The organism is Aliarcobacter cibarius, assembly GCF_013372265.1.
In the GTDB taxonomy this organism is placed as follows: Bacteria; Campylobacterota; Campylobacteria; order Campylobacterales; family Arcobacteraceae; genus Aliarcobacter; species Aliarcobacter cibarius.
Window position 1 is genome coordinate 1,375,344 of sequence record NZ_CP054051.1, and the last position, 20,901, is coordinate 1,396,244.

24 protein-coding genes are annotated in these 20,901 nt (G+C 25.9%); 13 read left to right on the top strand and 11 right to left on the bottom strand.

The window, feature by feature from the left end:
- Nucleotides 1–44 precede the first annotated feature (44 nt).
- The 5 genes from ACBT_RS06810 (at nucleotide 45) to ACBT_RS06830 (ending at nucleotide 3,870) form a co-directional block, all read left to right on the top strand.
- Nucleotides 45–407: a response regulator gene (locus ACBT_RS06810; RefSeq protein ID WP_024775047.1), complete on the top strand. Its 363-nt coding sequence runs from the start codon at nucleotides 45–47 to the stop codon at nucleotides 405–407.
- A 10-nt stretch (nucleotides 408–417) separates the two neighbouring features.
- Complete coding sequence (locus tag ACBT_RS06815; RefSeq protein WP_024775048.1) at nucleotides 418–1,035, top strand: chemotaxis protein CheC; 618 nt, start codon at nucleotides 418–420, stop codon at nucleotides 1,033–1,035.
- Nucleotides 1,032–2,531, top strand: a complete 1,500-nt coding sequence (locus ACBT_RS06820) for a PAS domain-containing sensor histidine kinase (protein ID WP_024775049.1) — start codon at nucleotides 1,032–1,034, stop codon at nucleotides 2,529–2,531. The genes ACBT_RS06815 and ACBT_RS06820 overlap by 4 nt, the downstream gene beginning before the upstream one ends.
- Nucleotides 2,532–2,600: 69 nt before the next feature.
- Nucleotides 2,601–3,470: a DnaJ family protein gene (locus tag ACBT_RS06825; RefSeq protein ID WP_024775050.1), complete on the top strand. Its 870-nt coding sequence runs from the start codon at nucleotides 2,601–2,603 to the stop codon at nucleotides 3,468–3,470.
- 10 nt (nucleotides 3,471–3,480) lie between these two features.
- A complete protein-coding gene (locus ACBT_RS06830; protein WP_024775051.1) occupies nucleotides 3,481–3,870 on the top strand; it encodes a heat shock protein transcriptional repressor HspR in 390 nt (129 codons plus the stop codon).
- Nucleotides 3,871–3,905: 35 nt separating this feature from the next.
- Here ACBT_RS06830 and ACBT_RS06835 read toward each other — a convergent pair whose 3' ends face one another.
- The 3 genes from ACBT_RS06835 to ACBT_RS06845 are packed head-to-tail and all read right to left on the bottom strand — an operon-like array spanning nucleotide 3,906 to nucleotide 6,830.
- Nucleotides 3,906–4,538, bottom strand: a complete 633-nt coding sequence (locus ACBT_RS06835) for an anaerobic ribonucleoside-triphosphate reductase activating protein (RefSeq protein WP_323053534.1) — start codon at nucleotides 4,536–4,538, stop codon at nucleotides 3,906–3,908.
- 23 nt (nucleotides 4,539–4,561) lie between these two features.
- A complete protein-coding gene (gene nrdD, locus ACBT_RS11790; RefSeq protein ID WP_119183988.1) occupies nucleotides 4,562–4,726 on the bottom strand; it encodes an anaerobic ribonucleoside-triphosphate reductase in 165 nt (54 codons plus the stop codon).
- Nucleotides 4,704–6,830, bottom strand: a complete 2,127-nt coding sequence (locus ACBT_RS06845; protein WP_024775052.1) for a ribonucleoside triphosphate reductase — start codon at nucleotides 6,828–6,830, stop codon at nucleotides 4,704–4,706. Before ACBT_RS06845 ends, nrdD begins: the two co-directional genes overlap by 23 nt.
- 166 nt (nucleotides 6,831–6,996) lie before the next feature.
- Between ACBT_RS06845 and argF the strand changes: the two genes are divergently transcribed.
- Nucleotides 6,997–7,923, top strand: coding sequence for an ornithine carbamoyltransferase (gene argF, locus ACBT_RS06850; protein ID WP_024775053.1), 927 nt, complete (start codon nucleotides 6,997–6,999; stop codon nucleotides 7,921–7,923).
- Nucleotides 7,923–9,290 carry an oxygen-independent coproporphyrinogen III oxidase gene (hemN, locus tag ACBT_RS06855; protein ID WP_024775054.1) on the top strand — a complete coding sequence of 456 codons (1,368 nt, stop codon included), beginning with the start codon at nucleotides 7,923–7,925 and terminating at the stop codon, nucleotides 9,288–9,290. The genes argF and hemN overlap by 1 nt, the downstream gene beginning before the upstream one ends.
- A 12-nt stretch (nucleotides 9,291–9,302) precedes the next feature.
- Here hemN and ACBT_RS06860 read toward each other — a convergent pair whose 3' ends face one another.
- Genes ACBT_RS06860 through ACBT_RS06885 form a run of 6 tightly spaced genes read right to left on the bottom strand, consistent with a single transcriptional unit; the run spans nucleotide 9,303 to nucleotide 13,378 of the window.
- Complete coding sequence (locus ACBT_RS06860; protein ID WP_024775055.1) at nucleotides 9,303–10,250, bottom strand: tetraacyldisaccharide 4'-kinase; 948 nt, start codon at nucleotides 10,248–10,250, stop codon at nucleotides 9,303–9,305.
- A 1-nt stretch (nucleotide 10,251) separates the two neighbouring features.
- Nucleotides 10,252–11,391 carry a DegT/DnrJ/EryC1/StrS family aminotransferase gene (locus tag ACBT_RS06865; protein WP_024775083.1) on the bottom strand — a complete coding sequence of 380 codons (1,140 nt, stop codon included), beginning with the start codon at nucleotides 11,389–11,391 and terminating at the stop codon, nucleotides 10,252–10,254.
- A 15-nt stretch (nucleotides 11,392–11,406) separates the two neighbouring features.
- Nucleotides 11,407–12,159 (bottom strand): NAD+ synthase, encoded by a 753-nt coding sequence (locus ACBT_RS06870; protein ID WP_034218525.1) that lies wholly within the window; start codon nucleotides 12,157–12,159, stop codon nucleotides 11,407–11,409.
- 20 nt (nucleotides 12,160–12,179) lie between these two features.
- Nucleotides 12,180–12,392 (bottom strand): hypothetical protein, encoded by a 213-nt coding sequence (locus ACBT_RS06875; protein WP_024775056.1) that lies wholly within the window; start codon nucleotides 12,390–12,392, stop codon nucleotides 12,180–12,182.
- 3 nt (nucleotides 12,393–12,395) lie between these two features.
- Complete coding sequence (locus ACBT_RS06880; RefSeq protein ID WP_024775057.1) at nucleotides 12,396–12,623, bottom strand: (2Fe-2S)-binding protein; 228 nt, start codon at nucleotides 12,621–12,623, stop codon at nucleotides 12,396–12,398.
- Nucleotides 12,623–13,378, bottom strand: coding sequence for a TerB family tellurite resistance protein (locus ACBT_RS06885; RefSeq protein WP_024775058.1), 756 nt, complete (start codon nucleotides 13,376–13,378; stop codon nucleotides 12,623–12,625). The genes ACBT_RS06880 and ACBT_RS06885 overlap by 1 nt, the downstream gene beginning before the upstream one ends.
- Before the next feature lie 317 nt (nucleotides 13,379–13,695).
- Here ACBT_RS06885 and ACBT_RS06890 point away from each other — a divergent pair, with 317 nt between their 5' ends.
- Nucleotides 13,696–13,845 (top strand): hypothetical protein, encoded by a 150-nt coding sequence (locus ACBT_RS06890; protein ID WP_157833402.1) that lies wholly within the window; start codon nucleotides 13,696–13,698, stop codon nucleotides 13,843–13,845.
- Here ACBT_RS06890 and ade read toward each other — a convergent pair.
- Nucleotides 13,831–15,447, bottom strand: a complete 1,617-nt coding sequence (gene ade, locus ACBT_RS06895) for an adenine deaminase (RefSeq protein WP_024775059.1) — start codon at nucleotides 15,445–15,447, stop codon at nucleotides 13,831–13,833. The genes ACBT_RS06890 and ade overlap by 15 nt on opposite strands.
- A 186-nt stretch (nucleotides 15,448–15,633) precedes the next feature.
- On the opposite strand from ade, the gene tatB reads away from it, so the two are divergent.
- Genes tatB through ACBT_RS06915 form a run of 4 tightly spaced genes read left to right on the top strand, consistent with a single transcriptional unit; the run spans nucleotide 15,634 to nucleotide 18,546 of the window.
- Nucleotides 15,634–16,035, top strand: coding sequence for a Sec-independent protein translocase protein TatB (gene tatB / locus ACBT_RS06900; RefSeq protein WP_024775060.1), 402 nt, complete (start codon nucleotides 15,634–15,636; stop codon nucleotides 16,033–16,035).
- Nucleotides 16,035–16,766 carry a twin-arginine translocase subunit TatC gene (gene tatC, locus ACBT_RS06905; RefSeq protein ID WP_024775061.1) on the top strand — a complete coding sequence of 244 codons (732 nt, stop codon included), beginning with the start codon at nucleotides 16,035–16,037 and terminating at the stop codon, nucleotides 16,764–16,766. Before tatB ends, tatC begins: the two co-directional genes overlap by 1 nt.
- A gap of 1 nt (nucleotide 16,767) precedes the next feature.
- Nucleotides 16,768–17,790: a tRNA preQ1(34) S-adenosylmethionine ribosyltransferase-isomerase QueA gene (queA, locus tag ACBT_RS06910; protein ID WP_024775062.1), complete on the top strand. Its 1,023-nt coding sequence runs from the start codon at nucleotides 16,768–16,770 to the stop codon at nucleotides 17,788–17,790.
- Between the two features lie 12 nt (nucleotides 17,791–17,802).
- Nucleotides 17,803–18,546, top strand: coding sequence for a 3'-5' exonuclease (locus ACBT_RS06915; RefSeq protein ID WP_024775063.1), 744 nt, complete (start codon nucleotides 17,803–17,805; stop codon nucleotides 18,544–18,546).
- Here ACBT_RS06915 and ACBT_RS06920 read toward each other — a convergent pair.
- Complete coding sequence (locus ACBT_RS06920; RefSeq protein WP_024775064.1) at nucleotides 18,535–19,770, bottom strand: ComEC/Rec2 family competence protein; 1,236 nt, start codon at nucleotides 19,768–19,770, stop codon at nucleotides 18,535–18,537. The two genes, ACBT_RS06915 and ACBT_RS06920, sit on opposite strands and share 12 nt — an antisense overlap.
- A 102-nt stretch (nucleotides 19,771–19,872) precedes the next feature.
- Here ACBT_RS06920 and ACBT_RS06925 point away from each other — a divergent pair, with 102 nt between their 5' ends.
- Nucleotides 19,873–20,883, top strand: coding sequence for a hypothetical protein (locus ACBT_RS06925; protein ID WP_024775065.1), 1,011 nt, complete (start codon nucleotides 19,873–19,875; stop codon nucleotides 20,881–20,883).
- Nucleotides 20,884–20,901 lie beyond the last annotated feature (18 nt).

Consider the following 20,901-nt stretch of genomic DNA (forward strand, 5'->3'; position numbering starts at 1 on the left):
CAATATAGGTAAAATATTGCTCATATTTTAAATAAGGCTTATGAATGAAAATTTTAGTTACCGATGATTCGAAAATGGCAAGAAAAATGGTTTTAAAAACTTTAGAAGATACTTTAAATTTTGAGTATGAAGTTTTTGAAGCTACAAATGGCCAAGAAGCGGTTGATTTATACAAAACTCATAAACCAAATTTAGTTTTAATGGATTTAACAATGCCGGTAATGGATGGTTTTGAAGCTTTAAAGCGTATAAAAGAGTTAGAAAGTGATGCTAATGTTGTTGTAATTTCGGCTGATATTCAAAAACAAGCTATTGATAAAGCATTAAAATTAGGGGCTTTTAATTTTATAAAAAAACCTATTGATTCTTTAAAAATGAAACAAATTTTAAATAAAATAATTTCATAAAGAGTAAATGATGGATCAAAATATTACATTAACTGAAGATGAAAAAGATTGTTTACAAGAACTCATGAATGTTGCATATGGAAGTGCAACTGCGGCAATTACTGAAATTTTAGATGCTTTTGCAAAGCTTAGTATTCCTAAAATACAAATAATAAATGCACAAAATTTGAAATCTTATTTATCAAAAGAATTAAATCTAAATGAAGAACATTTAGTAGCTCTACAACAAATAAATGGTGTACTTAGTGGTGAAAATATGTTTGTTATAGATAAAAAATCTGCAAAAAACATGGCATATAAATTTGGCTTAAGTGAAGAAGAGATAAACGAGGAAGAAATTTGTGATATAACACTAGAAATTACAAATATTTTATCATCTTCAACTATTAGTAAATTAGCTGAAGATATTGAAACTTGTGTATCTTTTTCTGCTCCAACAATAAGAATTATAAACTCAATAGATGAATTAAATAATATTTTTATAAGTCAATATGAAAAAGTTATAATCATTTCTACAAAGCTAGAGTTTATAGATTTAAATATAGATGGTGAACTATTTATTTTAACTACGGATAATTCTATTCTTTATATAAAAGAGAAATTAAATAAAATTTTGGATGAACTTTGAATAATATATCATTAAGTAAGTTTGATGCAATTTGTAGCACTGTTGATAATGGAATTATACTTTTAAATAAAAATCTTGAAGTTGAATTTTGGAATAAATGGCTTGAAATTAGAACAAATATTAGCTCTTCAGAAATTGTAGGAAAAAAGCTAACAGATTTTTATTCAAATATAGATGAAAAAAGATTAAGTAGAAAAATAATAACTGCTTTAAAACTCAATTCTCCAACATTTTATACACCTCAAACAAATAATTTTTTATTAAATATAGAGCTGTCAAAAATTGCTGATAAAGTTTTTGATAATATGAGACAAAGTATAACAATTACTCCTTTAGATGTAAAAAGTGGTTTAGTAATTTTATATATTTATGATGTAACAATGTTATGTGAGATAAATCATAAATTACAAAATGCAAAAGATCAATTATTAGAAAGAAATGAGGAAATGAGCCTTATTTTTGATACTACAATGGAAGCTATAATTCTTTTTAAAGATCAAAAAGTAATCAATTGTAATAAAATTACTCTTGATTTGTTCAAAAAACAAAATAAAGATGAGTTAATTGGTAAAAATTTCAATGAAATCATAAGTGATAAAAAAATTCTACAAACTAACAACAATTCACCTATTGAAACAATAATTTATAGAGAAGACCAAAGTAAATTTGAAGCAATAGTAAATGTAAAAGATGCTTTCATAAATAATCAAATTTTTAAAATACTTACAATAGTTGATATAGAAGAGTTAAAAAGGAAAGAGTACTTATTAGCAGAACAATCAAAATTGGCTGCTATGGGAGAAATGATAGGAAATATTGCACATCAATGGAGACAACCCCTAAATATTATCTCTATTACAGCTTCGAACTTAAAATTAAAAAAAGATTTAAATGAATTAAATTATGAAAATTTAGATGACAGTTTAAAATTGATTTTAAAAACAACAGAGCACCTATCAAATACTATCGATACTTTCAATGATTTTTTTAAACATACAAAAGAGAGAAGTTTATTTAATTTAAAAGAAAATATAGAAAACAACCTATTACTTATTAATACTTTCTTTAAAGAGTTTAATATTGAAATTTTATTAGATTTAGAGGATGATATTTACATTTTTGGTGTCGCAAATGAATTTTCTCAAGCTTTTATTAATATATTAAACAATGCAAAAGATGCTCTTGTCCAAAATATTGATGATGATGAACTAAGACTTATAAAAATAAAAACTAAAAAAAATAATGAAAATATTGAAATAATAATTAAAGATAATGCACTTGGAATAGAGAAAAGTATATTAAATAAAATATTTGAACCATATTTTACTACAAAACATCAGTATCAAGGTACAGGATTAGGCCTTTATATGACTAGACAAATAATAACAACTAGTATGAAAGGTGAAATACACGCAGAAAATTCTTACTTTAAACATAATACTATTCAATATTTTGGTGCGAAATTTATAATAAGTCTTCCTACAAACCTTGATTGACTTTGACTCAAGGTTTGTGATATAATTCTACTTTATAATTTAAAATTTTTAATAAAATAGGATTTAATAATGGCAAAAAGTTTATATGAAACACTAGAAGTTAGCGAAAATGCTACACCTGAAGAAATTAAAAAAGCTTATAGAAAACTAGCAAGAAAATATCATCCAGATGTTAACAAAGACCCAAAAGCTGAGGAAAAATTTAAAGAAATAAATGCAGCATATGAGGTTTTAAGTGATGCAACTAAAAAACAACAATATGATCAATATGGTGACTCTATGTTTGGTGGTCAAAATTTTAGTGATTTTGCAAGAAGCCAGGGTGGTGGAGTTGATTTAGACGAAATCTTAAGACAAATGTTTGGTGGAGGAGCCGCTGGATTTGGTGGAGGCTTTGGTCGAGGAGGTTTTAGTGGAGGATTTGGTTTTGATGCACCAGATTTAGATACAAATGCTCAAGTAACAATTCCTTTTGATGTTGCTATTTTAGGTGGGAAACAAAATATATCATTACAAAATGACTCTTTTGATATTAAAATTCCTGAAGGAATAGAAGATGGCCAAAAAATAAGAGCAAAAGGTAAGGGAAAATCTTATCAAGGTCAAAGAGGTGATTTAATTTTAAAAATTAATATTGCTCCTAGTAATGAGTATAAAAGAGATGGAGATACCCTTATTAAACAATTTGATTTACCTTTAAAAACTGCTTTATTTGGTGGAAAAGTGGAAATAAAAACTATTCACAAAAATATCACTCTTAAAGTTCCACAAAATACAAAACAAAACCAAAAATTTAGAGCAAAAGAGTTAGGGGTTTTAAATAGAAAAACAAAAGTTAGAGGTGATTTATATTTAGAAGCAAATATAATTCTTCCAAAACTTGAGGATTTAAGTTCTGAACTGGTATCTTTACTAGAAAAAGAGCTAAAAGACAATTAGGAGTTAAGAAATGGAGAAAAATAGCTATATTGAACCTGTATTTTTAATATCAGCAGTTGCTGAAATACTAGATATTCATCCACAAACTCTAAGACAATATGAAAGAGAAGGCTTAATAAAGCCTTCTAGAACAAATGGGAAAATAAGACTATATTCACAAAAAGATATAAATCATATAAAATACGTATTAACTCTAACTCGTGAGTTAGGAGTAAATTTGGCTGGTGTTGATATTATTTTACAATTAAATCAAAAAATTGAGGAGTTAGAAAATGATTTACTTAACTTTAGAAATAAAACACAAAATAGAAAGAATTTGTCTGTAGTTCCTGATAAAAAAGCTTTAGTTATCCAAAAAACCTCTTTTGAAATGATAGTTTTAGATAAAAAAACAAAATAAGATGAACTGATTATAACAGTACATCTTATAATAATCTAATTTCTAAATTCAATTTTTAATAAATCTTTTCTTATTAAATCTTCATTTATAAATTTAGTCTGTGTTATATTTCCAATATTAGATTCTGTTTGTAAGAATTTTTGTATATAAAAAATATTATTATATCCTATACAAAATACCACTTCTATAATATTATTAATATCTTTTTCATCTAATAAATCTCTATTCACTGTAGTTCTTAATTCAAAAGGAAATTTTATATTAATCAAGTATTTTAAAGTATTTAAAAATGTATCATAAGAGTTTTTAGAAGTTACTATTTTGAATTTATCTCTTGTAGCTTTGAAATCTAAAGATATAAAATCTATTAATTTTTCATCTATTAACTCTTTTATTCTTTTTAAATTTAAACCATTTGTATCTAATTTTACTTTAAATTTCATTTTTTTTAATTCTCTACAAAATGGTCTTAAATCATGCATAGTAGCCTCTCCACCAGATAATACAACTGCTGTTAATAAATCTTTCCTATATTTTAAAAAATCTAAGATATCAAGATAGCTATATTCCCCATGTTCACTAAAAACTATATTATCATTATAACAATATTTGCATTTTAGATTACATGAAATATGCCAGACTACACATGAAATTTCTCCTGGGATAATCTGTCATATTAAATTTTGTATAATCATAAATAATTTTTTGACTCAACAAATTTAACTCTTTCTCTATGTTCACCTTTTTTTCCTATATTAAAACTCTCAACTGGTCTATGATAACCCATAACCCTAGTATATACTATACATTTAGTTCTTTTTGTCATATTTTTCTCAAGCAATTTTGTTTTTTCCATCTTTCAACTCCTTTTCTAAAATTTCATCATCACATTTAGGGCAATACTCATGCTCACCAACTAAATACCCATGTATTGGGCAAACACTAAACAATGGAGTAATAGTTATATAAGGTAATCTAAAATTCGTTATTACATTTTTAACAAGTTTTTTACAAGCTTCTACACTTGAAATTTTTTCTTTCATATATAAATGTAAAACTGTTCCCCCTGTATATTTACATTGTAAATCATCTTGCAAACTTAGTGCTTCAAAAGGATCATCGGTATAATCAACAGGTAATTGAGAAGAATTCGTATAATAAATATTTTTATTCATTCCTGCTTGAATAATATCTGAGTATCTTTTTATATCTTCTTTTGCAAATCTGTATGTTGTTCCTTCAGCAGGAGTTGCTTCAAGATTATATAAATTTCCAGTTTTTTCTTGATATTCCACCATTTTGGCTCTCATAAAATCCAATAACTTCAAACTAAACTCTATACCTTTTTTAGTTGATAAATCTACATCTTTTTCAAAAAAGTTTTTAAGCATTTCATTCATACCATTTACACCAATAGTTGAAAAATGGTTATTAAAATGAGGTAAATATCTTTTTGTATAAGGATAAAGATCCCTATCATACATCTCTTGTATAAAAACTCTTTTTCTTTCTAAACTATCTTTGGCCAAATCCATAAGCTCTTCAACTCTATTGAAAAGAGTTTCTACATCACCTTTATATAAGTATCCCAATCTTGCCATATTTAATGTAACAACGCCTATACTTCCAGTCATTTCAGCACTTCCAAAAAGTCCTCCACCACGTTTTAATAATTCTCTTAAATCTAATTGTAATCTACAACACATACTTCTTACATGTCCTGGTTTATAAGCCTCTTCATTTTTAATTAAATTTCCAAATTCATCTTTTTTATATTGACTACCTATAAAGTTTTGAAAATAACTACTACCTATTTTTGAAGTATTTTCAAACAATATATCTGTATTTTCACCATTCCAGTCAAAATCTTCAGTTATATTTACTGTTGGAATAGGAAATGTAAAAGGTTGTCCTGTTTTATCACCTTCTGTCATAATCTCATAATATGCTTTATTTATCAAATTCATTTCATTTTGAAAACATTTGTAAGTCATTTCAACAAAACTATTTACATCCCTACTTTTAGCCACAGCTAAAAGTTCTTCATCATTTAAATCATAAAAAAGATGCTTTTGATTTTTTGTAGGTATTTGATCTTTTAAATCTTCAGGAACTGTCCAATCTATTGTAATATTCGTAAAAGGGCTTTGTCCCCAACGTGCAGGAACATTTAAATTATATACAAAGCTCCTTATTGCTTTTTTTATCTCTTTATACTCTAGTTTATCTTTAAAAACATAAGGTGCTAAGTAAGTATCAAAAGAGCTAAAAGCTTGGGCTCCTGCCCACTCACTTTGAAGTATTCCTAAAAAATTTGCCATCTGTCCTAAAGCTTCTCTAAAATGACTTGGAGCCTTACTTTCAACTCTTCCTCTTACTTCATTAAATCCTTCATCCAAAAGAACTCTTAAACTCCAACCTGCACAATAAGCACTTAAACAATCTAAATCATGAATATGAATATCTGCATTTCTGTGAGCATAACCTTGTTCTTTTGTATAAATTTTATCTAACCAATAATTTGCTATTAATTTTCCAGCACTATTGTTTATAAGACCTGCATGGGAATACCCTGTATTTGAATTTGCTTTTATTCTCCAATCTTCACCATTTATATACTCTTCAATAGTCTGAGTTGAATTTACATAAGTTGTATCATCACTAAGACCTAATATCTGTTCTCTTTGAATTTTATGAAGATGTCTGTAAAGCATAAAACTTTTCATAACTTCAAAATATCCACCTTTAAACAACTCTTTTTCAATACAATCTTGGATATCCTCAACTGCTTTTATTTTTTCTGTTAAAGTGGAAGATTTTAATTCAAACAAAACTGAAAAAAATATAGAATTATCATATTTAACATTTACACTTTTAAAAGCTTTTCTTATGGCATCTTCTATTTTAAAAGCTTCAAAATTTTCTTTTTTTCCATCTCTTTTTAAAATCTCTATCTGCATTTTTTATCCTTTTTAATACCTCCGCATTCTAAAGGATATCTTCTTAATGAAAAATAACCCAGATTGTCACTAAAGTGTCATTTTATAGCTATTTAAAAGAATACTCAACTGTTTATAAAGATAAATTAACTAAAATGTTCCCTTTAATCCATATAAGGAAAATATTATGAGACACTTCTTAAGTTTAGTAGACTTCTCAAAAGAGGAGATTTTAGATATTTTAGCTCTTGCAAAAAAAATAAAAAATGATGCAAAAGCAGGAAAGCATGAAGATTACATGCATAAAAAAATACTTGGAATGATTTTTGAAAAAAGTTCAACTAGAACTAGAGTATCTTTTGAAGCTGGTATATATGAACTTGGTGGTGTTGGTCTATTTTTATCATCAAATGATATTCAATTAGGTCGAGGTGAACCTATGAAAGATACTGCTAGAGTAATTTCAAGAATGGTTGATATGGTGATGATTAGAACGTATGAACAAGAAAAACTTGAAGAGTTTGCAAAGTATTCAAAAGTTCCAGTAATAAATGGACTTACAGACAAATATCACCCTGTTCAACTAATGGCAGATTATCTTACTATTATGGAAGAAGGTTTAGATAAAGACTTAATTGTTGCATATATTGGAGATGGAAATAACATGGCACACTCATGGCTAAATCTTGCAGCAAAATTAGGATTTGAACTAAGAATAGCAACTCCAAAAGCTTATCAAGTAAACAAAGAAATTTTAGAAAAAGCTTTAGAAGATGCAAAAGTAAGTGGAGCAAAAATAGTAGTTGGATTTGATCCCAAAGAAGCTGTAAAAGATGCTACTGTTGTTACAACTGACACATGGATATCAATGGGTCAAGAAGCTGAAAAAAATATGAGAATTAAAGAGTTCAGAGGATTTATGGTTGATGAAGATCTTATGAAGTTAGCAAATAAAAAAGCTATTTTCTTACATTGTTTACCAGCATATAGAGATTATGAAGTTAGCGAAGCTGTTTTAGAAGGACCACAAAGTAGAATTTTTGACGAGGCTGAAAATAGACTTCACGCTCAAAAAGGTATTATGGTTTGGTTAGATAAAAGAAGAGATAGCTAATGATAGATTTTGCTAAATTTGTAAAATATTCAAAACCAGGACCTAGATATACTTCATATCCTACGGCTCCTGAGTTTACAGAAAGTTTTACACAAAAAGATTTAAAAAACTATTTTAAGAATCAAGATAAAAATAGAAATTTATCATTATATTTTCATCTTCCTTTTTGTAGAAGTGCATGTTATTTTTGTGGTTGTAATACAATCTTTACTTCAAAAGAAGATAAAAAAATAAGATATATAAGCTACATAAAAAAAGAGCTAGATATTTTAAAAAATCACTTAGATACATCTAGAGTTGTTAGTCAAATGCATTTTGGTGGAGGAACACCAACATTTTTCTCTCCTAGTCAACTAGAAGAATTAATAAGTAAAATAAAAGAAGTTTTTCCTAATTTTAGTGATGATGCTGAAATTTCTTGTGAAGTTGATCCTAGATATTTTACAAAAGAGCACATGGATGTCTTAAAAGCTGGAGGAGTTAATAGATTAAGTTTTGGAGTACAAGATTTAAATGAAACTGTTCAAAAAACAATTCATAGAATTCAGCCGTTTGAATTAACTCAAAATGTTATTAAAATAGCAAGAGACGCAGGAATAAAATCAATAAATACAGATTTAATTTATGGTCTTCCCCATCAAACAAAAGAGAGCTTTAAAAATACTTTAGAAAAAATGCTAACTTTAAGTCCTGATAGATTTGCAGTATTTAATTATGCTCATGTTCCATGGCTTATGAAAACTATGAGAAAATTTGATGAATCAACTTTTCCAAAACCTGAAGTTAAACTTGAAATGTTAAAAGGGACAATTGATTTCTTTACTTCAAATGGATACAAAATGGTGGGAATGGACCACTTTGCAAAACCAGAAGATGAACTATTTAAAGCAATTGAAAAAGGTGAATTACATAGAAATTTCCAAGGATATACTACTAAAGGTGGTGCAGATTTAATCGGTATTGGTGTTACTTCTATTGGAAATGGTGTAAATTATTATGCACAAAATTATAAAGATTTAGAACAATGGGAAAATGCTATTGATAATGGTGATTTACCTGTATTTAAAGGTTATAAACTGAGCGATGATGATATTTTAAGACAATATGTAATCATGGAGCTTATGAGTAATTTTTCTTTAAATATCAAAAAAGTTGAAAATGAGTTCAAAATAAACTTTAAAGAGTATTTTAATGATGCTATAGATGCTTTAAAAGAGTTTGAAACTGCTAATTTAATATCTATTAGTGATGAAAAAATAGAAGTTTCTCAAACTGGAACTATGCTTATTAGAAATATATGTATGCCATTTGATGCTTATTTAAATCAAATTCCTGAAGAGAAAAGAAGATTTTCTAAAACTATTTAAAAACTAGAATTTCTAGTTTTTAAATGAATCTATATAAAATTCTAAATCTTTAAAATCCAAACTGCTGCTAAATTTTATATCTAAATCCATTAAATAAATATTTTTTAATCCAAAATTCTCTAATTTTACAAAATCTTTTTGTGTTGTAACAATAGAGAAATCTTTATATTTTCCCAAAATTTCATCTATTTCAGCTTTTGTAAAATTATGATGATCTTCAAAAGCCAATAATTCTATATTTTTTGGTAAAAATTCAAGAAGTCTTTTCGGTTTTGAAATAGCTGTTAGAAGTAAACTCTTTTTTGGAAGTTCTACTTCAATACCATCTTTCTTGATTGTTACAACTCTTTTGAAATCTCTATCCTCTTTTAATTCTAAATTAGCTTTACTATAAAAGCCTTTAGGTTCTCTGTAAGCTCCACTAGGTAGACAAAAAATATTTGTAGGTTCTTTTTTTGCTCTCAATAAAATATCAAATTTTTCTATATGATATTTTGAAAATGCATCATCCAAAAAAACTATTTTACAACCTAATTCTTTTGCTTTTATAATTGCATTTTCTCTATTTTCACTTACAATTATTGTTGCATTTTGAAGGCTTTTTGCTAAAACCATTGCTTCATCACCGCTTTGATTTACATCTACTTTTATATCACCATTTAAACTTACAATAACTAAGCCTTTTGATGCTCTACCATAACCTCTTAAAATAACGCAAACATCTTTATACTTACTTGCTAATTTAATAGTTATAGGAGTTTTTCCACTTCCACCGACAGTTAAATTACCAACAGAAATAACAGGAATTTTATAATCTATTTTTTTTGCTAAACTTCTTTTTAATAAAACTACACATACATAAACAAAAGTTAAAGGTAAAAGTAAAAATGAGATAATTTTTTGAAAAAAATTTGGATAGAAAAGATAATCTTCTATCCAAAGAATAAATCTTTGTTTCAAATCATACCCACTCTTTAGCCACTTCTATTACTTGGTCACAAATATAATTTACATCTTCATCTAAAAGACCTGCATAAATAGGTAAAGACAAAATTTGCTGATAATTATTTAATGCATTTGGGAAAGCAGTAATTTTTATAGAATACTTACTTTTATAATATGATAAAAGATGTAATGGAATATAATTTAAAGCTGTTGCAACACCTCTTTCTTTTAAGGCTCTTGCAAAAGCATCTCTATTTCTTGATATTTTTATAATATACTGAGTATAAATGTGCCCTTCTTTAAATGGTAAAACAGTAATATGTTTAACTCCACTCAATCTTTGCTCATAAATTTTTGCTATCTCTTGTCTTCTTTTTATAAAGCCATCAGTTTTTTTAAGCTGTGCTATTGCATAAGCCGCATCAAGCTCTGATAAATCAAACTTATGTCCAATATCATCAACATCATAAACATAATCAAGATTTCCATAATTATCATATGCTGTAGTAATTGCATGTGTTCTTAAAAGTTTTGCTCTTTTTGCTAACTCTTCATTATTTGTTACTAATACTCCTGAACGACTTATTGCATATTTTGATGGAGAAGGATTTGTTGAAAATATTGTCATATCAGCTTTTAAATTACCTACTTTTTGTCCTTTATATTTAGTTCCTAAAGCTGCTCTACAATCTTCAATTATTAAAATATTATATTTTTTTGCTATCTCATAAATTTTATCTAGGTTTGGAGCCAATCCACCAATAAAAGTAATAATAGCTGCTCTTAATTTTTTTGATTTATTTGCAATAATCGCCTCTTCAAACTTTTCTATATCTAAATTCATATCTTCTAAATTTATATCTACAAAAATAGGTTCAGCATCAAAATGTCTTACAGTTTCAGGTAAATTTACGAAAGAATTTACAGACATTAAAATTTTATCACCTCTTTTAAGTTTCATCGAACTTAAGGCTAGATGTAAAGCTGATGTAGAAGTTGATGTAGCAATAGCATACTTTGAACCAATATATTTGTTGATAAGTTCTTCGAATTCTAAAACTTTTGATAAATCGTTTTTAGCTTCAAGAACAGATCTTATTTGATTTAATTCTTCATTGTCTAAAGTTGCTTTGTATATTGCTATATTTTTACTCATATCTTTCCTTATTTTCTATATTTGTGCTATTTTTGGTAGCTCTCTTTTGAAACTATTTATTTTTACTCTTTTTATAATCTTTTCAATCATCTCTTCTTCAAAACCAAGTTTTAAAAGCTCATCTTTTGAACTATTGTTATCCACAAATGCTTTTAAAAACTCATCAATTCTACTATATGTGTATCCTAAATCAGATTCATCACTTTGACCTTCATAAAAATCTGCACTAGGTGCTTTATTTACAATCGATTCAGTAACGCCCAAAAATTTTGCAAAATCAAATAAATCACTTTTGTAAATATTACCTATAGGATTTATTGCACAAGCTAAATCTCCATAAATCGTACCATATCCCAATAACAACTCACTTTTATTTGATGTTCCTACGACAATACTTCTTTCTCTAGCACTAATATCATATAAAACACTCATTCTAAGTCTTGCACTGAAATTACCAATTCTTAAATTATCATTTTGCATATTGTTTATATAACTTATTAACATTGGTTCTATAGAGACAATTTCATACTTTATATCAAACTTTTCACAAAGTTCTATTGCATCATCAACGGAAGCTTTAGATGAAAATTGTGACGGTAATAAAATACAAAGCAAACTATCTTTAAATACTTCTTTGCATAAAACAGCCACAACAGCAGAATCTAATCCACCAGAAAGTCCCAATACAACTTTCTCATGTCCAGTATTTTTAACCTCTAACTCTAAAAAGTTAATTAATTTTTGCTTAATTTTTTTCCAATCATTCATTTTCAAATCCTATTTTAAGATTATAGCTTATCTTTTTTTGTTTTTTCATAAATCTCATCTAAATAAGTAGAGTTTAACTTTGAAAACTCTTCTTTCTTCTTTTGTAAGTTATATTTTATTTCTTCTAATTCCTCTAAGGTAAAATATTCAAGATATGATGGATTTATAAAAATCTCTTCATCCTTTTTTGTTTTAATGAGCTCTTTTATCTCTTCTATTAAATCTTCTTTCATTAATCAACCAACAAATTTATTTAAAATCTGAATTAAATATAGTTCCATTTTCTTTTCACCTATATCATCTTCACTTCTTCTACAACATCCACAACAACTTCCAGCATCTGTTATTTTTCCTAAATCATCAAGATTTTTTGCACCTTTTTCTTTAATTGCAAAAATTATCTCTCCTAAGCTTACTTGCTTACATTCGCAAACTATGTATGAATGAGGAAAACTCTTTCCCATCAAGCACCTCTACTCTTTTTGATAATTTCATAAGCTTCATTTATTTCTTGTAGTTTTTTCGTTGCTTCATCTATTTTATTTTGAGATTCACCACGACCAGAAATAATATCAGGATGATTTTCTTTTACTAACTCTCTATATTTTTTCTTAATTGTATTGTCATCATCACTTGAACTAGAATTTAAAATAGTATATGCTTTTTCTAAACTTAGTTCATCTTGTTCTTTCATGTTTATATGAAATGCTTCTAATTTAGAAATTAATTGTGCATAATCTTTGTTTTCTATTTTTAAAGCTTGAGCAATATCTTCTGTAATTTCTCTTTCAGTTCTACTAAAATCTCCATCAATAAAAGCTAAATTCAATAAATAATCTAAATATGTAAGTCTACGCTCATAGTCATTTTTTGTAAGAATATATAATCTTTCACAAAGCATTATAAGATTTGAAAAATTATCTTTTTCACCATTATATAACTCTTTTAATCTTCCTCTAACTTCTTCTTGATTTTCAAAATGACTTGATATATCATTTAAAGTGTGTTTTATAAGTTCTGCTTCTAGTTCTCCTACTTTTCCATCTGCTTTTGCAACTTTTGCTAAAAGTGCTACTAAAAGACCTGCTTCATGATTTAGGACATCTCCTCTAAAAAATTCTTTTCTTTTTAGATTAATATTTTTGAAATCTTCAGTTCTATAATTTTTACCAATAAAATATAAAATAATAATCACAATAGTTAAAACAAGAAACTCCATTTTGCTACCTTAAGTTAAATTTTCCCTGATTTTAGCGAAGTTTTGATAAAACATTGGAAATACTAAAAAACACCAAAGAATGATAATAGCTTCATCATCTTTATTTATATTATTTAACTTTATTTAGTATTTTTATCATATTTTTTGTTACAAAAGTTAGATTTAAAAAAATATATTAATATAATAGAATATTAAAATTATATATAAATTTAGGAATTAAAACTATTCAATATAATAGAAAGCTAGTTAAAGTTAGTGATATTTTAAATAGTGACATTCTTAAACAAATATCTTTAAAATATAACAAATCAGTAGAATTGATTTTTTATAGATTTTTAAATCATATAGATATTATTCCATTAAATGGTACTACATCTATAAATCATATGATAGAAGATTTAAAAATTTCCGATTTTGAATTATCAAAAGAAGAAATAGAAGCTATTTCTAACTTAACAAAAAGATGAAATAAAATTAAAATTATTTGAATCAAAGAGACCTTTATCACTTAATTTTATTTCAGGAATAACTAAAAGAGCCATAAATGAAAGCGTCATAAAAGGTGAATTTAAACTAGAACCTAATTTTATTTTTGCAAAATCATTTAACTCTTTATATTTTTGTGCAACTTCAAAACCTTGTTTATCACTTATAATTCCAGCAATACTTAATGGTAATACATTTAGATTATTTTTGTCTACACATACTATGCCACCTTTATTTTCTATTACACAATTAATAGCTTTTAAAATCTCTTCATCACTACATCCTACAACAATAATATTATGTGAGTCATGTGCTACACTTGAAGCAATAGCACCTTTTTTTAGACCAAAACCTTTCACAAATGATATAGCTGGTTTTTTATCCTCATATCGATTAATAACTGCAATTTTTAAAATATCATTTTCTATATCACTTTCAAAAAATTCTGTTGTAGTTTTATATGTTGATTGTTTAGTTATAAGTTCTCCATCAATAGCTTCAATAACACGTATCTTTTTAAAATCACTTTTAAATTTAAAATCATCTAATTTTTTTATATTTGTATGAAAATTATTAAGTAAAGTGTGTTCTATTTTTGGTAAAACTATTTGCGAATTACAATATAAAATTTCTCCATTAATCACTGTTTGAACTACTTCAAAATTTTCAAGATCTTTTACTTCTATGAAATCAGCGCTATCCCCTACTCTTAATATTCCAACATCTAAGTTATAATGTTCAATAGGATTTATACACGCAATTTTTAAAACATCAAAAAGGTCATATCCTTTTTTAATACAACGTTTTACCAAACTATTTATATGTTCTTTTTCAAGATCATCTGGATGTCTATCATCACTACAAAACATTAAATCATTTTGATATTCTTTAATTAGAGGAGATAATGCTTCAAAATTTTTAGCAGCTGAACCTTCTCTTATAAGAATCTTCATTCCTTTTTCAATTTTTTCTTTAGCCTCTTCATAGCTAAAAGCTTCATGGTCTGTAGTTATTCCAGCTTGAATATAAGCTAAAAGTTTATCATCTTTCAAATCTGGGCAATGTCCATCTATTGGTTTATTTTGTTCTTTCGCTAGTTTAATTTTTTCTAATACTTCTTTATCTTTAAATAAAACTCCAGGAAAATTCATCATCTCACTAAGATAGTAAATATTATTTTGCTCTAAAAGTTTTTGTACACTTTTAGAATCTAGTATTACCCCACTTGTTTCAAAAGGTGTTGCTGGAACACATGAAGGAGCACCAAAATAAAATTTAAAAGGAGTTTTATTTGAACTTTCTATCATAAACTTTATTCCTTCAACTCCTAATACATTTGCTATTTCATGTGGATCACTTACAGTTGCCACAGTTCCATGAGTTAAAGCTAATCTTGAAAATTCATAAGGAGTAAGCATTGAGCTTTCTATATGTATGTGAGCATCAATAAAACCAGGTAATAAATAATTAGTATATTTTTCTTCTGTTTTTTCAATAAAACTAATTTTTCCATCTTCAATACTTATGCAAGCAGGATAAATATTTCTATTTTTAATATCAACAATATTACTACATATTTTCATTTATATTTTTCCTTACTTTTTTATAAGTGTATCTAATAGTTATTGTTACGATTCTTAGAATTTTAATTTTGTTTCTTTATAACGTGAATAACCTATAATAAAGCTCTAAATTGTTAAAAAGACTTAATATGTCTTTTTGTTGAAATTTGATAAAATCTCTACCCTATAAAAATTATGGAGCAAAAAATGTTTGGAATGGGAATAACTGAAATTTTACTTATCGCAATAGTCGCTGTTATTGCCTTAGGTCCTGAAAAACTTCCTGATGCAATGGTTAAAATTGCAAGGTTATTTAATAGTGTTAAAAAGGGTTTGAATGATGCAAAAACAACTCTTGACAATGAATTAAATATAAAAGAATTAAAAGATGAAGCAAACAAATTTAAAGCTCAAATTGAAGATACAAAATCTTCTTTATCTATTGAAAATAAGTTTGATTTAGGACTTGATGATATTTTAAAAGATGATTTAAAACAAGAGAGTGAAGTAGAAAAAATCAGAGAAAAATTTGCAAAAGTAAATGAAGAAAAAGCTTTAGAAAAAAAAGAAGAAAAATTCTCTTTAAAAAATAGTGAGGATATTAAATAATGTTTGAAGATTTAAAACCACATATAGCTGATCTTAGAAAAAGATTAGTTATTTCAAGTATTACTGTTGTTATTATGTTTTTTGCTTGTTTTAGTTTCTATGAACCAATCTTAGAATGGATGATGGTTCCTGTAAAACATGCTCTTCCTGCAGGGACTTCAATGATTGCAGTTGAAATTCAAGAAACATTCTTCACAGCTATGAAAGTAGCATTCTTTGCAGGATTTATTCTTTCTTTACCTGTAATTTTCTGGCAATTATGGTTATTTTTAGCTCCTGGATTATATGACCATGAAAAGAAACTTGTTATTCCGTTTGTATTTTTTGCAACTTTAATGTTCCTTATGGGTGCATCTTTTGCATACTATATCGTTGTTCCTATTGGATTTGATTTCTTAATTGCATTTGGTAATAGTGTTGTTAGCGTATTACCTAGTATTGGAAAATACGTAGGATTTTTTACAAAACTTATGATTGGTTTTGGTATTGCATTTGAATTACCTGTTATTACATTTTTCCTTGCAAAAATTGGTCTTGTTGATGATAAAATGCTAAAAGACTTTTTTAGATATGCGGTTGTTTTAATCTTTATCGTCGCTGCAATTTTAACTCCTCCAGATGTTATTAGCCAAATTTTAATGGCTGCACCACTTCTTGTTCTTTATGGAGTATCAATTTATATTGCAAAAATATTTAACCCTGCACAAAAAGAAGAAGAGGAAGAAGAATAATTTGAGTGATTTTTTAAAAACTTCTAGCTATGATTTTTTTCTTCCACAGAACCAAATAGCAACTACTCCAGCAATACCTGCTGATAGTGCTAAATTATTGGTTTATGATAGAAAAAATGACAAAATTATCCATACTGTATTTAAAAATATTATGGATTTTTTACCAGAAGAATTAACTATTTTTTTAAATGATACAAAAGTAATAAAAGCAAGAATTTTTGGACAAAAAATAAGTGGTGCAAAAATAGAACTTCTTTTAAATAAACCTTTGTTTATGGATAGATTTTTAGTAATGATTAGAGGAAAAGTAAAAGTTGATACAAAACTTATATTTGATGAAAGTCTTACTGCTGTGGTTCTTGAACTAAATGAAGATGGTTCTAGAGTAGTTGAATTTTTTAAAGATGATAAAAAACTAGACTTTAATTCATTAGTAGAAATTTTAAATAAAATTGGACATATTCCTCTTCCACCATACATGAATAGAGAAGATACAAAAGATGATGAAACAAACTATCAAACTTTATTCGCAAAAAATTATGGAGCTGTTGCTGCTCCTACAGCTTCCCTACACTTTACTTCTGAACTTTTAGAAAAATTAGAAAAAAAGTATGGTTTAAACTATCTAACTTTACATGTTGGAGCAGGAACATTTAAACCCGTAGATGTAGAAGATATTTTATCTCATCCAATGCACAGCGAATATTTTGAAATTAATAAAAATTGTAAAGATAAAATAGACAATGCAAAAAATATCTTAGCAGTAGGAACAACTGTAACAAGAACTTTAGAGTTCTATGCTAGAAAAAATATGATTTGTGGAGAGTGTGATTTATTTTTAAATCCTTCAAATAAGCCAATTATTGTAAATCACCTTTTAACAAATTTTCATCTTCCAAAATCTACTTTAATTATGTTAGTTGCATCTTTTATAGGACTTGAAAAAACACTAGAAATATATGATATTGCGATAAAAAATAATTACAGATTTTACTCATATGGCGATGCCATGCTAATAATTTAATAGGACTAAAGAATGACTCATTATATACTTTTTGATACAGAAACTACTGGAGCTAGTACAGAAGATAGAGTTATTCAATTTGGTGCTATTATTTTAAATCAGAAAAATGAAATCGAAATTTTTGATGAATTATGTTTTAGCGAAATTCCTATAAAATTAGAAGCTATGGAAGTACATAATATTACTCCTAGTATGATTGAAAATAAACCAATGGCAATTGAAACGAAATTCTATAAAAGATTAGAAGAGTTAAATAGTAATGAAAATTTTTTAATTGCTCACAATATAAATTTTGATTTAGAAATGATAAAAAAAGAGGGATTTATAAATAATTTTCAACTAATAGATACTTTAAGATGTGCAAAACATCTTTTTGATGATTTGGCATATCATAGACTTCAGTATTTAAGATACGCTCTTGATTTGTATAAAATTGAAGAGACAGAAGCAAAAAAACTAAATATTACTATAAAAGCACATGATGCAATTGGTGATGTTTTGGTTATGAAACTTTTTTTATCTAAACTTGTAGCAAAGTGTAGAGAAATTTATCCAAATCTAAATCCTATGCAAAAATTAGTTGAATTAACACAAACTCCTGTTTTAATAAAAACATTTAAATTTGGTAAATATAAAGGTGAGAATATCGAAGAAGTTGCTAAAAAAGACGCGAATTACCTAAATTGGATGAAAGATAATATGAAAGATTTAGATGAAGATATGTTATACAGTATTAATTTTTATCTAAAAAGATAAATACATATAAGTATTAAATCCTAACATTAAAATATTTAAAATTGAAAAAGCTTTATTACTAAAAATTGAAGAAAAAGAACAAATTAAATAAAAAATTATAAACCATACTGGTGTTTTTACTTCATATACATAAAATTTATAACTCAAAAAAATCTCTATATATTTGTCAAAATAGTTTGAAAAATTAAAAATATGTGCAAAAATCTCAAAAGGATAAAATATTGTAAAAAACATAGTAATAGGTATTGAATAAAATTGTTCAATTGTAGTTTGATAAAAAAATAGATGAACAATTGGATTAAAAATCAAAAACATCCAAAAATTAAAAAAAAGAATTGCTACAAGTTTATTTAAATTTTTAAAATATTGTAAAAATAAGTATATATAAAACACTGCTATTGTAGAGAACCAAAAACCTATAGAAAATATATATTTAGGATATATGGCAATAACTATTAAAAATGTATACAAAAGTGTCATATATGAAATAATCTTTATGTTTGACCTAAGTAAAACAATTCCTAAACAAAAAAGGACAAATGCTCTTAAAAGTGAAGGAACAACATCTGTTAAAATTAAGTAATAAAACAACACAACTATTGTAAAAAGTAAAATATCAAATCTTCTATTTCTATATGGAAAATATTTAGTTTGAAAAAAACTATATGGAAAATATAAAATCCAATAAATCACAAAAGATATAACAACCAAATGAAATCCTGAAAGAGCTACCACATGGCTTATCCCATAATTTATAAAAATGTCTCTTAAATTTTGTGAAACTGGAATTGCTAGAAAAAGTGTATTAAATAACTCAATTATTTGTTCATTTGTATGATTATTTTCCACATTTTTTATAATTTTTTCTTTAAAACCAATATTCTTTTCTAAAGTTTCAAAATATATAATATTTGTAAAAAATCCTTCTAAGTAAGATATAAAATCAATATTTCTAGTATCAATTGCACAAGAAATGAAATCTAATCTTTTCAATCCCTCATTTTTATTTAGCTTTGAAAAAAATTCAAAATCATTAGTTTTAAACTTTAAAATATCAAAATTCTCTTTTGGATAAATATTTAAAATTTCAGCTTTTACTTCAAAAATATCTTCATCTTTAAAATCTAAAAATCTACTATATTCAATTGATACATTAATAAAAAAGATGAATATTAGTAATAGTATAATTTGTATCTTTTTTAATCTATAGAATTTAATAATCATAAATATTATTATATAGTTTTTTTATAAAAGATTTATATCTTAAAAACTTTTTTAAATTATTTTTACACAAATTTTAAATATTATTTCCAAAAGGATTCATATATGCAAACCATTAAAAGAAGTTTATTTTTGATTATTTTTCCAATGTTCACAATTTTTCTATTTAGTGCTTGTACTTCAAAAATTACTATAAAAGCTTTAGAACCGTCAAAAGTATCTTCACAAAAAGTAAACGTTGTTGCTATATCAAATATAAGAAATGATAATTTAAATCAAACACAAAGTATTGCAAATGCGATTTCAAATAAAGTAATTGATAATAAAAGAGTTTTTACTTTACAAAATAATCCAATAGGAGTTGATGCAATTGTAAATGGTGAAATTATAAATTCTAGTGCAAATTACGATGTATATTATGAAGAAGAGATAGACTACTCAAGATGTAGATATTTCAGATATGATGAAAGAACTAGAACAAAACAATGCTTACAATATGATATTAAATATATTCCTTGTGAATCAAAATATTATAATGTAACAACTGCTTTAAGCTTAGTTAATCCGAACACAAATACTGTTATATTTTCTAAAACTTATGATAAATCTTCAAAAGATAATGTTTGTTACGATAGATACTTCTCATATTCAAGAGTTTTTCCTAGTCATTTAAATGCTCAAAATGATAGTTTTAAAGTTAATTCACAAATAGCATTTGAAATTGCAAGAGATTTTGTAAATGATATTTCACCAAATTATATCTATTTCAATGTAGAAATTATTGAAGAATTAGCTAGTAATAATCTTTATACATCTTCACACAAAGATAGATTTAAAACAGCTGTTTCTTATTTAGAGAATTCACAATTTGAAGTAGCATTAGATATTCTTAAAAATTTAGATATAGAACTAAATGGTAAAAGTTATGAAGTTGCTTATAATTTGGGATTAATTTTTGAAGCGAATGATGATTTAGAAATTTCAAATAAATTATATTTAGCTGCTAAAGAGTTAACAATAACTGATTTAAAACATAGAAATTTGATAGATTATGCAATAAATAGAACTAATTTAAATATACAAAACAAGATAAAAGCTAAATCTCAATTAAACTAGTAAACATCCTTGTTTATG

Bases quoted from the DNA above. Each gene is read 5' to 3' on its own strand.
- ACBT_RS06810 (WP_024775047.1), top strand. From the start codon at position 45: ATGAAAATTTTAGTTACCGATGATTCGAAAATGGCAAGAAAAATGGTT.
- ACBT_RS06815 (WP_024775048.1), top strand. From the start codon at position 418: ATGGATCAAAATATTACATTAACTGAAGATGAAAAAGATTGTTTACAA.
- ACBT_RS06825 (WP_024775050.1), top strand. From the start codon at position 2,601: ATGGCAAAAAGTTTATATGAAACACTAGAAGTTAGCGAAAATGCTACA.
- ACBT_RS06830 (WP_024775051.1), top strand. From the start codon at position 3,481: ATGGAGAAAAATAGCTATATTGAACCTGTATTTTTAATATCAGCAGTT.
- nrdD (WP_119183988.1), bottom strand. From the start codon at position 4,726: ATGGAAAAAACAAAATTGCTTGAGAAAAATATGACAAAAAGAACTAAA.
- ACBT_RS06845 (WP_024775052.1), bottom strand. From the start codon at position 6,830: ATGCAGATAGAGATTTTAAAAAGAGATGGAAAAAAAGAAAATTTTGAA.
- argF (WP_024775053.1), top strand. From the start codon at position 6,997: ATGAGACACTTCTTAAGTTTAGTAGACTTCTCAAAAGAGGAGATTTTA.
- hemN (WP_024775054.1), top strand. From the start codon at position 7,923: ATGATAGATTTTGCTAAATTTGTAAAATATTCAAAACCAGGACCTAGA.
- ACBT_RS06865 (WP_024775083.1), bottom strand. From the start codon at position 11,391: ATGAGTAAAAATATAGCAATATACAAAGCAACTTTAGACAATGAAGAA.
- ACBT_RS06870 (WP_034218525.1), bottom strand. From the start codon at position 12,159: ATGAATGATTGGAAAAAAATTAAGCAAAAATTAATTAACTTTTTAGAG.
- ACBT_RS06875 (WP_024775056.1), bottom strand. From the start codon at position 12,392: ATGAAAGAAGATTTAATAGAAGAGATAAAAGAGCTCATTAAAACAAAA.
- ACBT_RS06880 (WP_024775057.1), bottom strand. From the start codon at position 12,623: ATGGGAAAGAGTTTTCCTCATTCATACATAGTTTGCGAATGTAAGCAA.
- ACBT_RS06885 (WP_024775058.1), bottom strand. From the start codon at position 13,378: ATGGAGTTTCTTGTTTTAACTATTGTGATTATTATTTTATATTTTATT.
- ade (WP_024775059.1), bottom strand. From the start codon at position 15,447: ATGAAAATATGTAGTAATATTGTTGATATTAAAAATAGAAATATTTAT.
- tatB (WP_024775060.1), top strand. From the start codon at position 15,634: ATGTTTGGAATGGGAATAACTGAAATTTTACTTATCGCAATAGTCGCT.
- tatC (WP_024775061.1), top strand. From the start codon at position 16,035: ATGTTTGAAGATTTAAAACCACATATAGCTGATCTTAGAAAAAGATTA.
- ACBT_RS06915 (WP_024775063.1), top strand. From the start codon at position 17,803: ATGACTCATTATATACTTTTTGATACAGAAACTACTGGAGCTAGTACA.
- ACBT_RS06920 (WP_024775064.1), bottom strand. From the start codon at position 19,770: ATGATTATTAAATTCTATAGATTAAAAAAGATACAAATTATACTATTA.
- ACBT_RS06925 (WP_024775065.1), top strand. From the start codon at position 19,873: ATGCAAACCATTAAAAGAAGTTTATTTTTGATTATTTTTCCAATGTTC.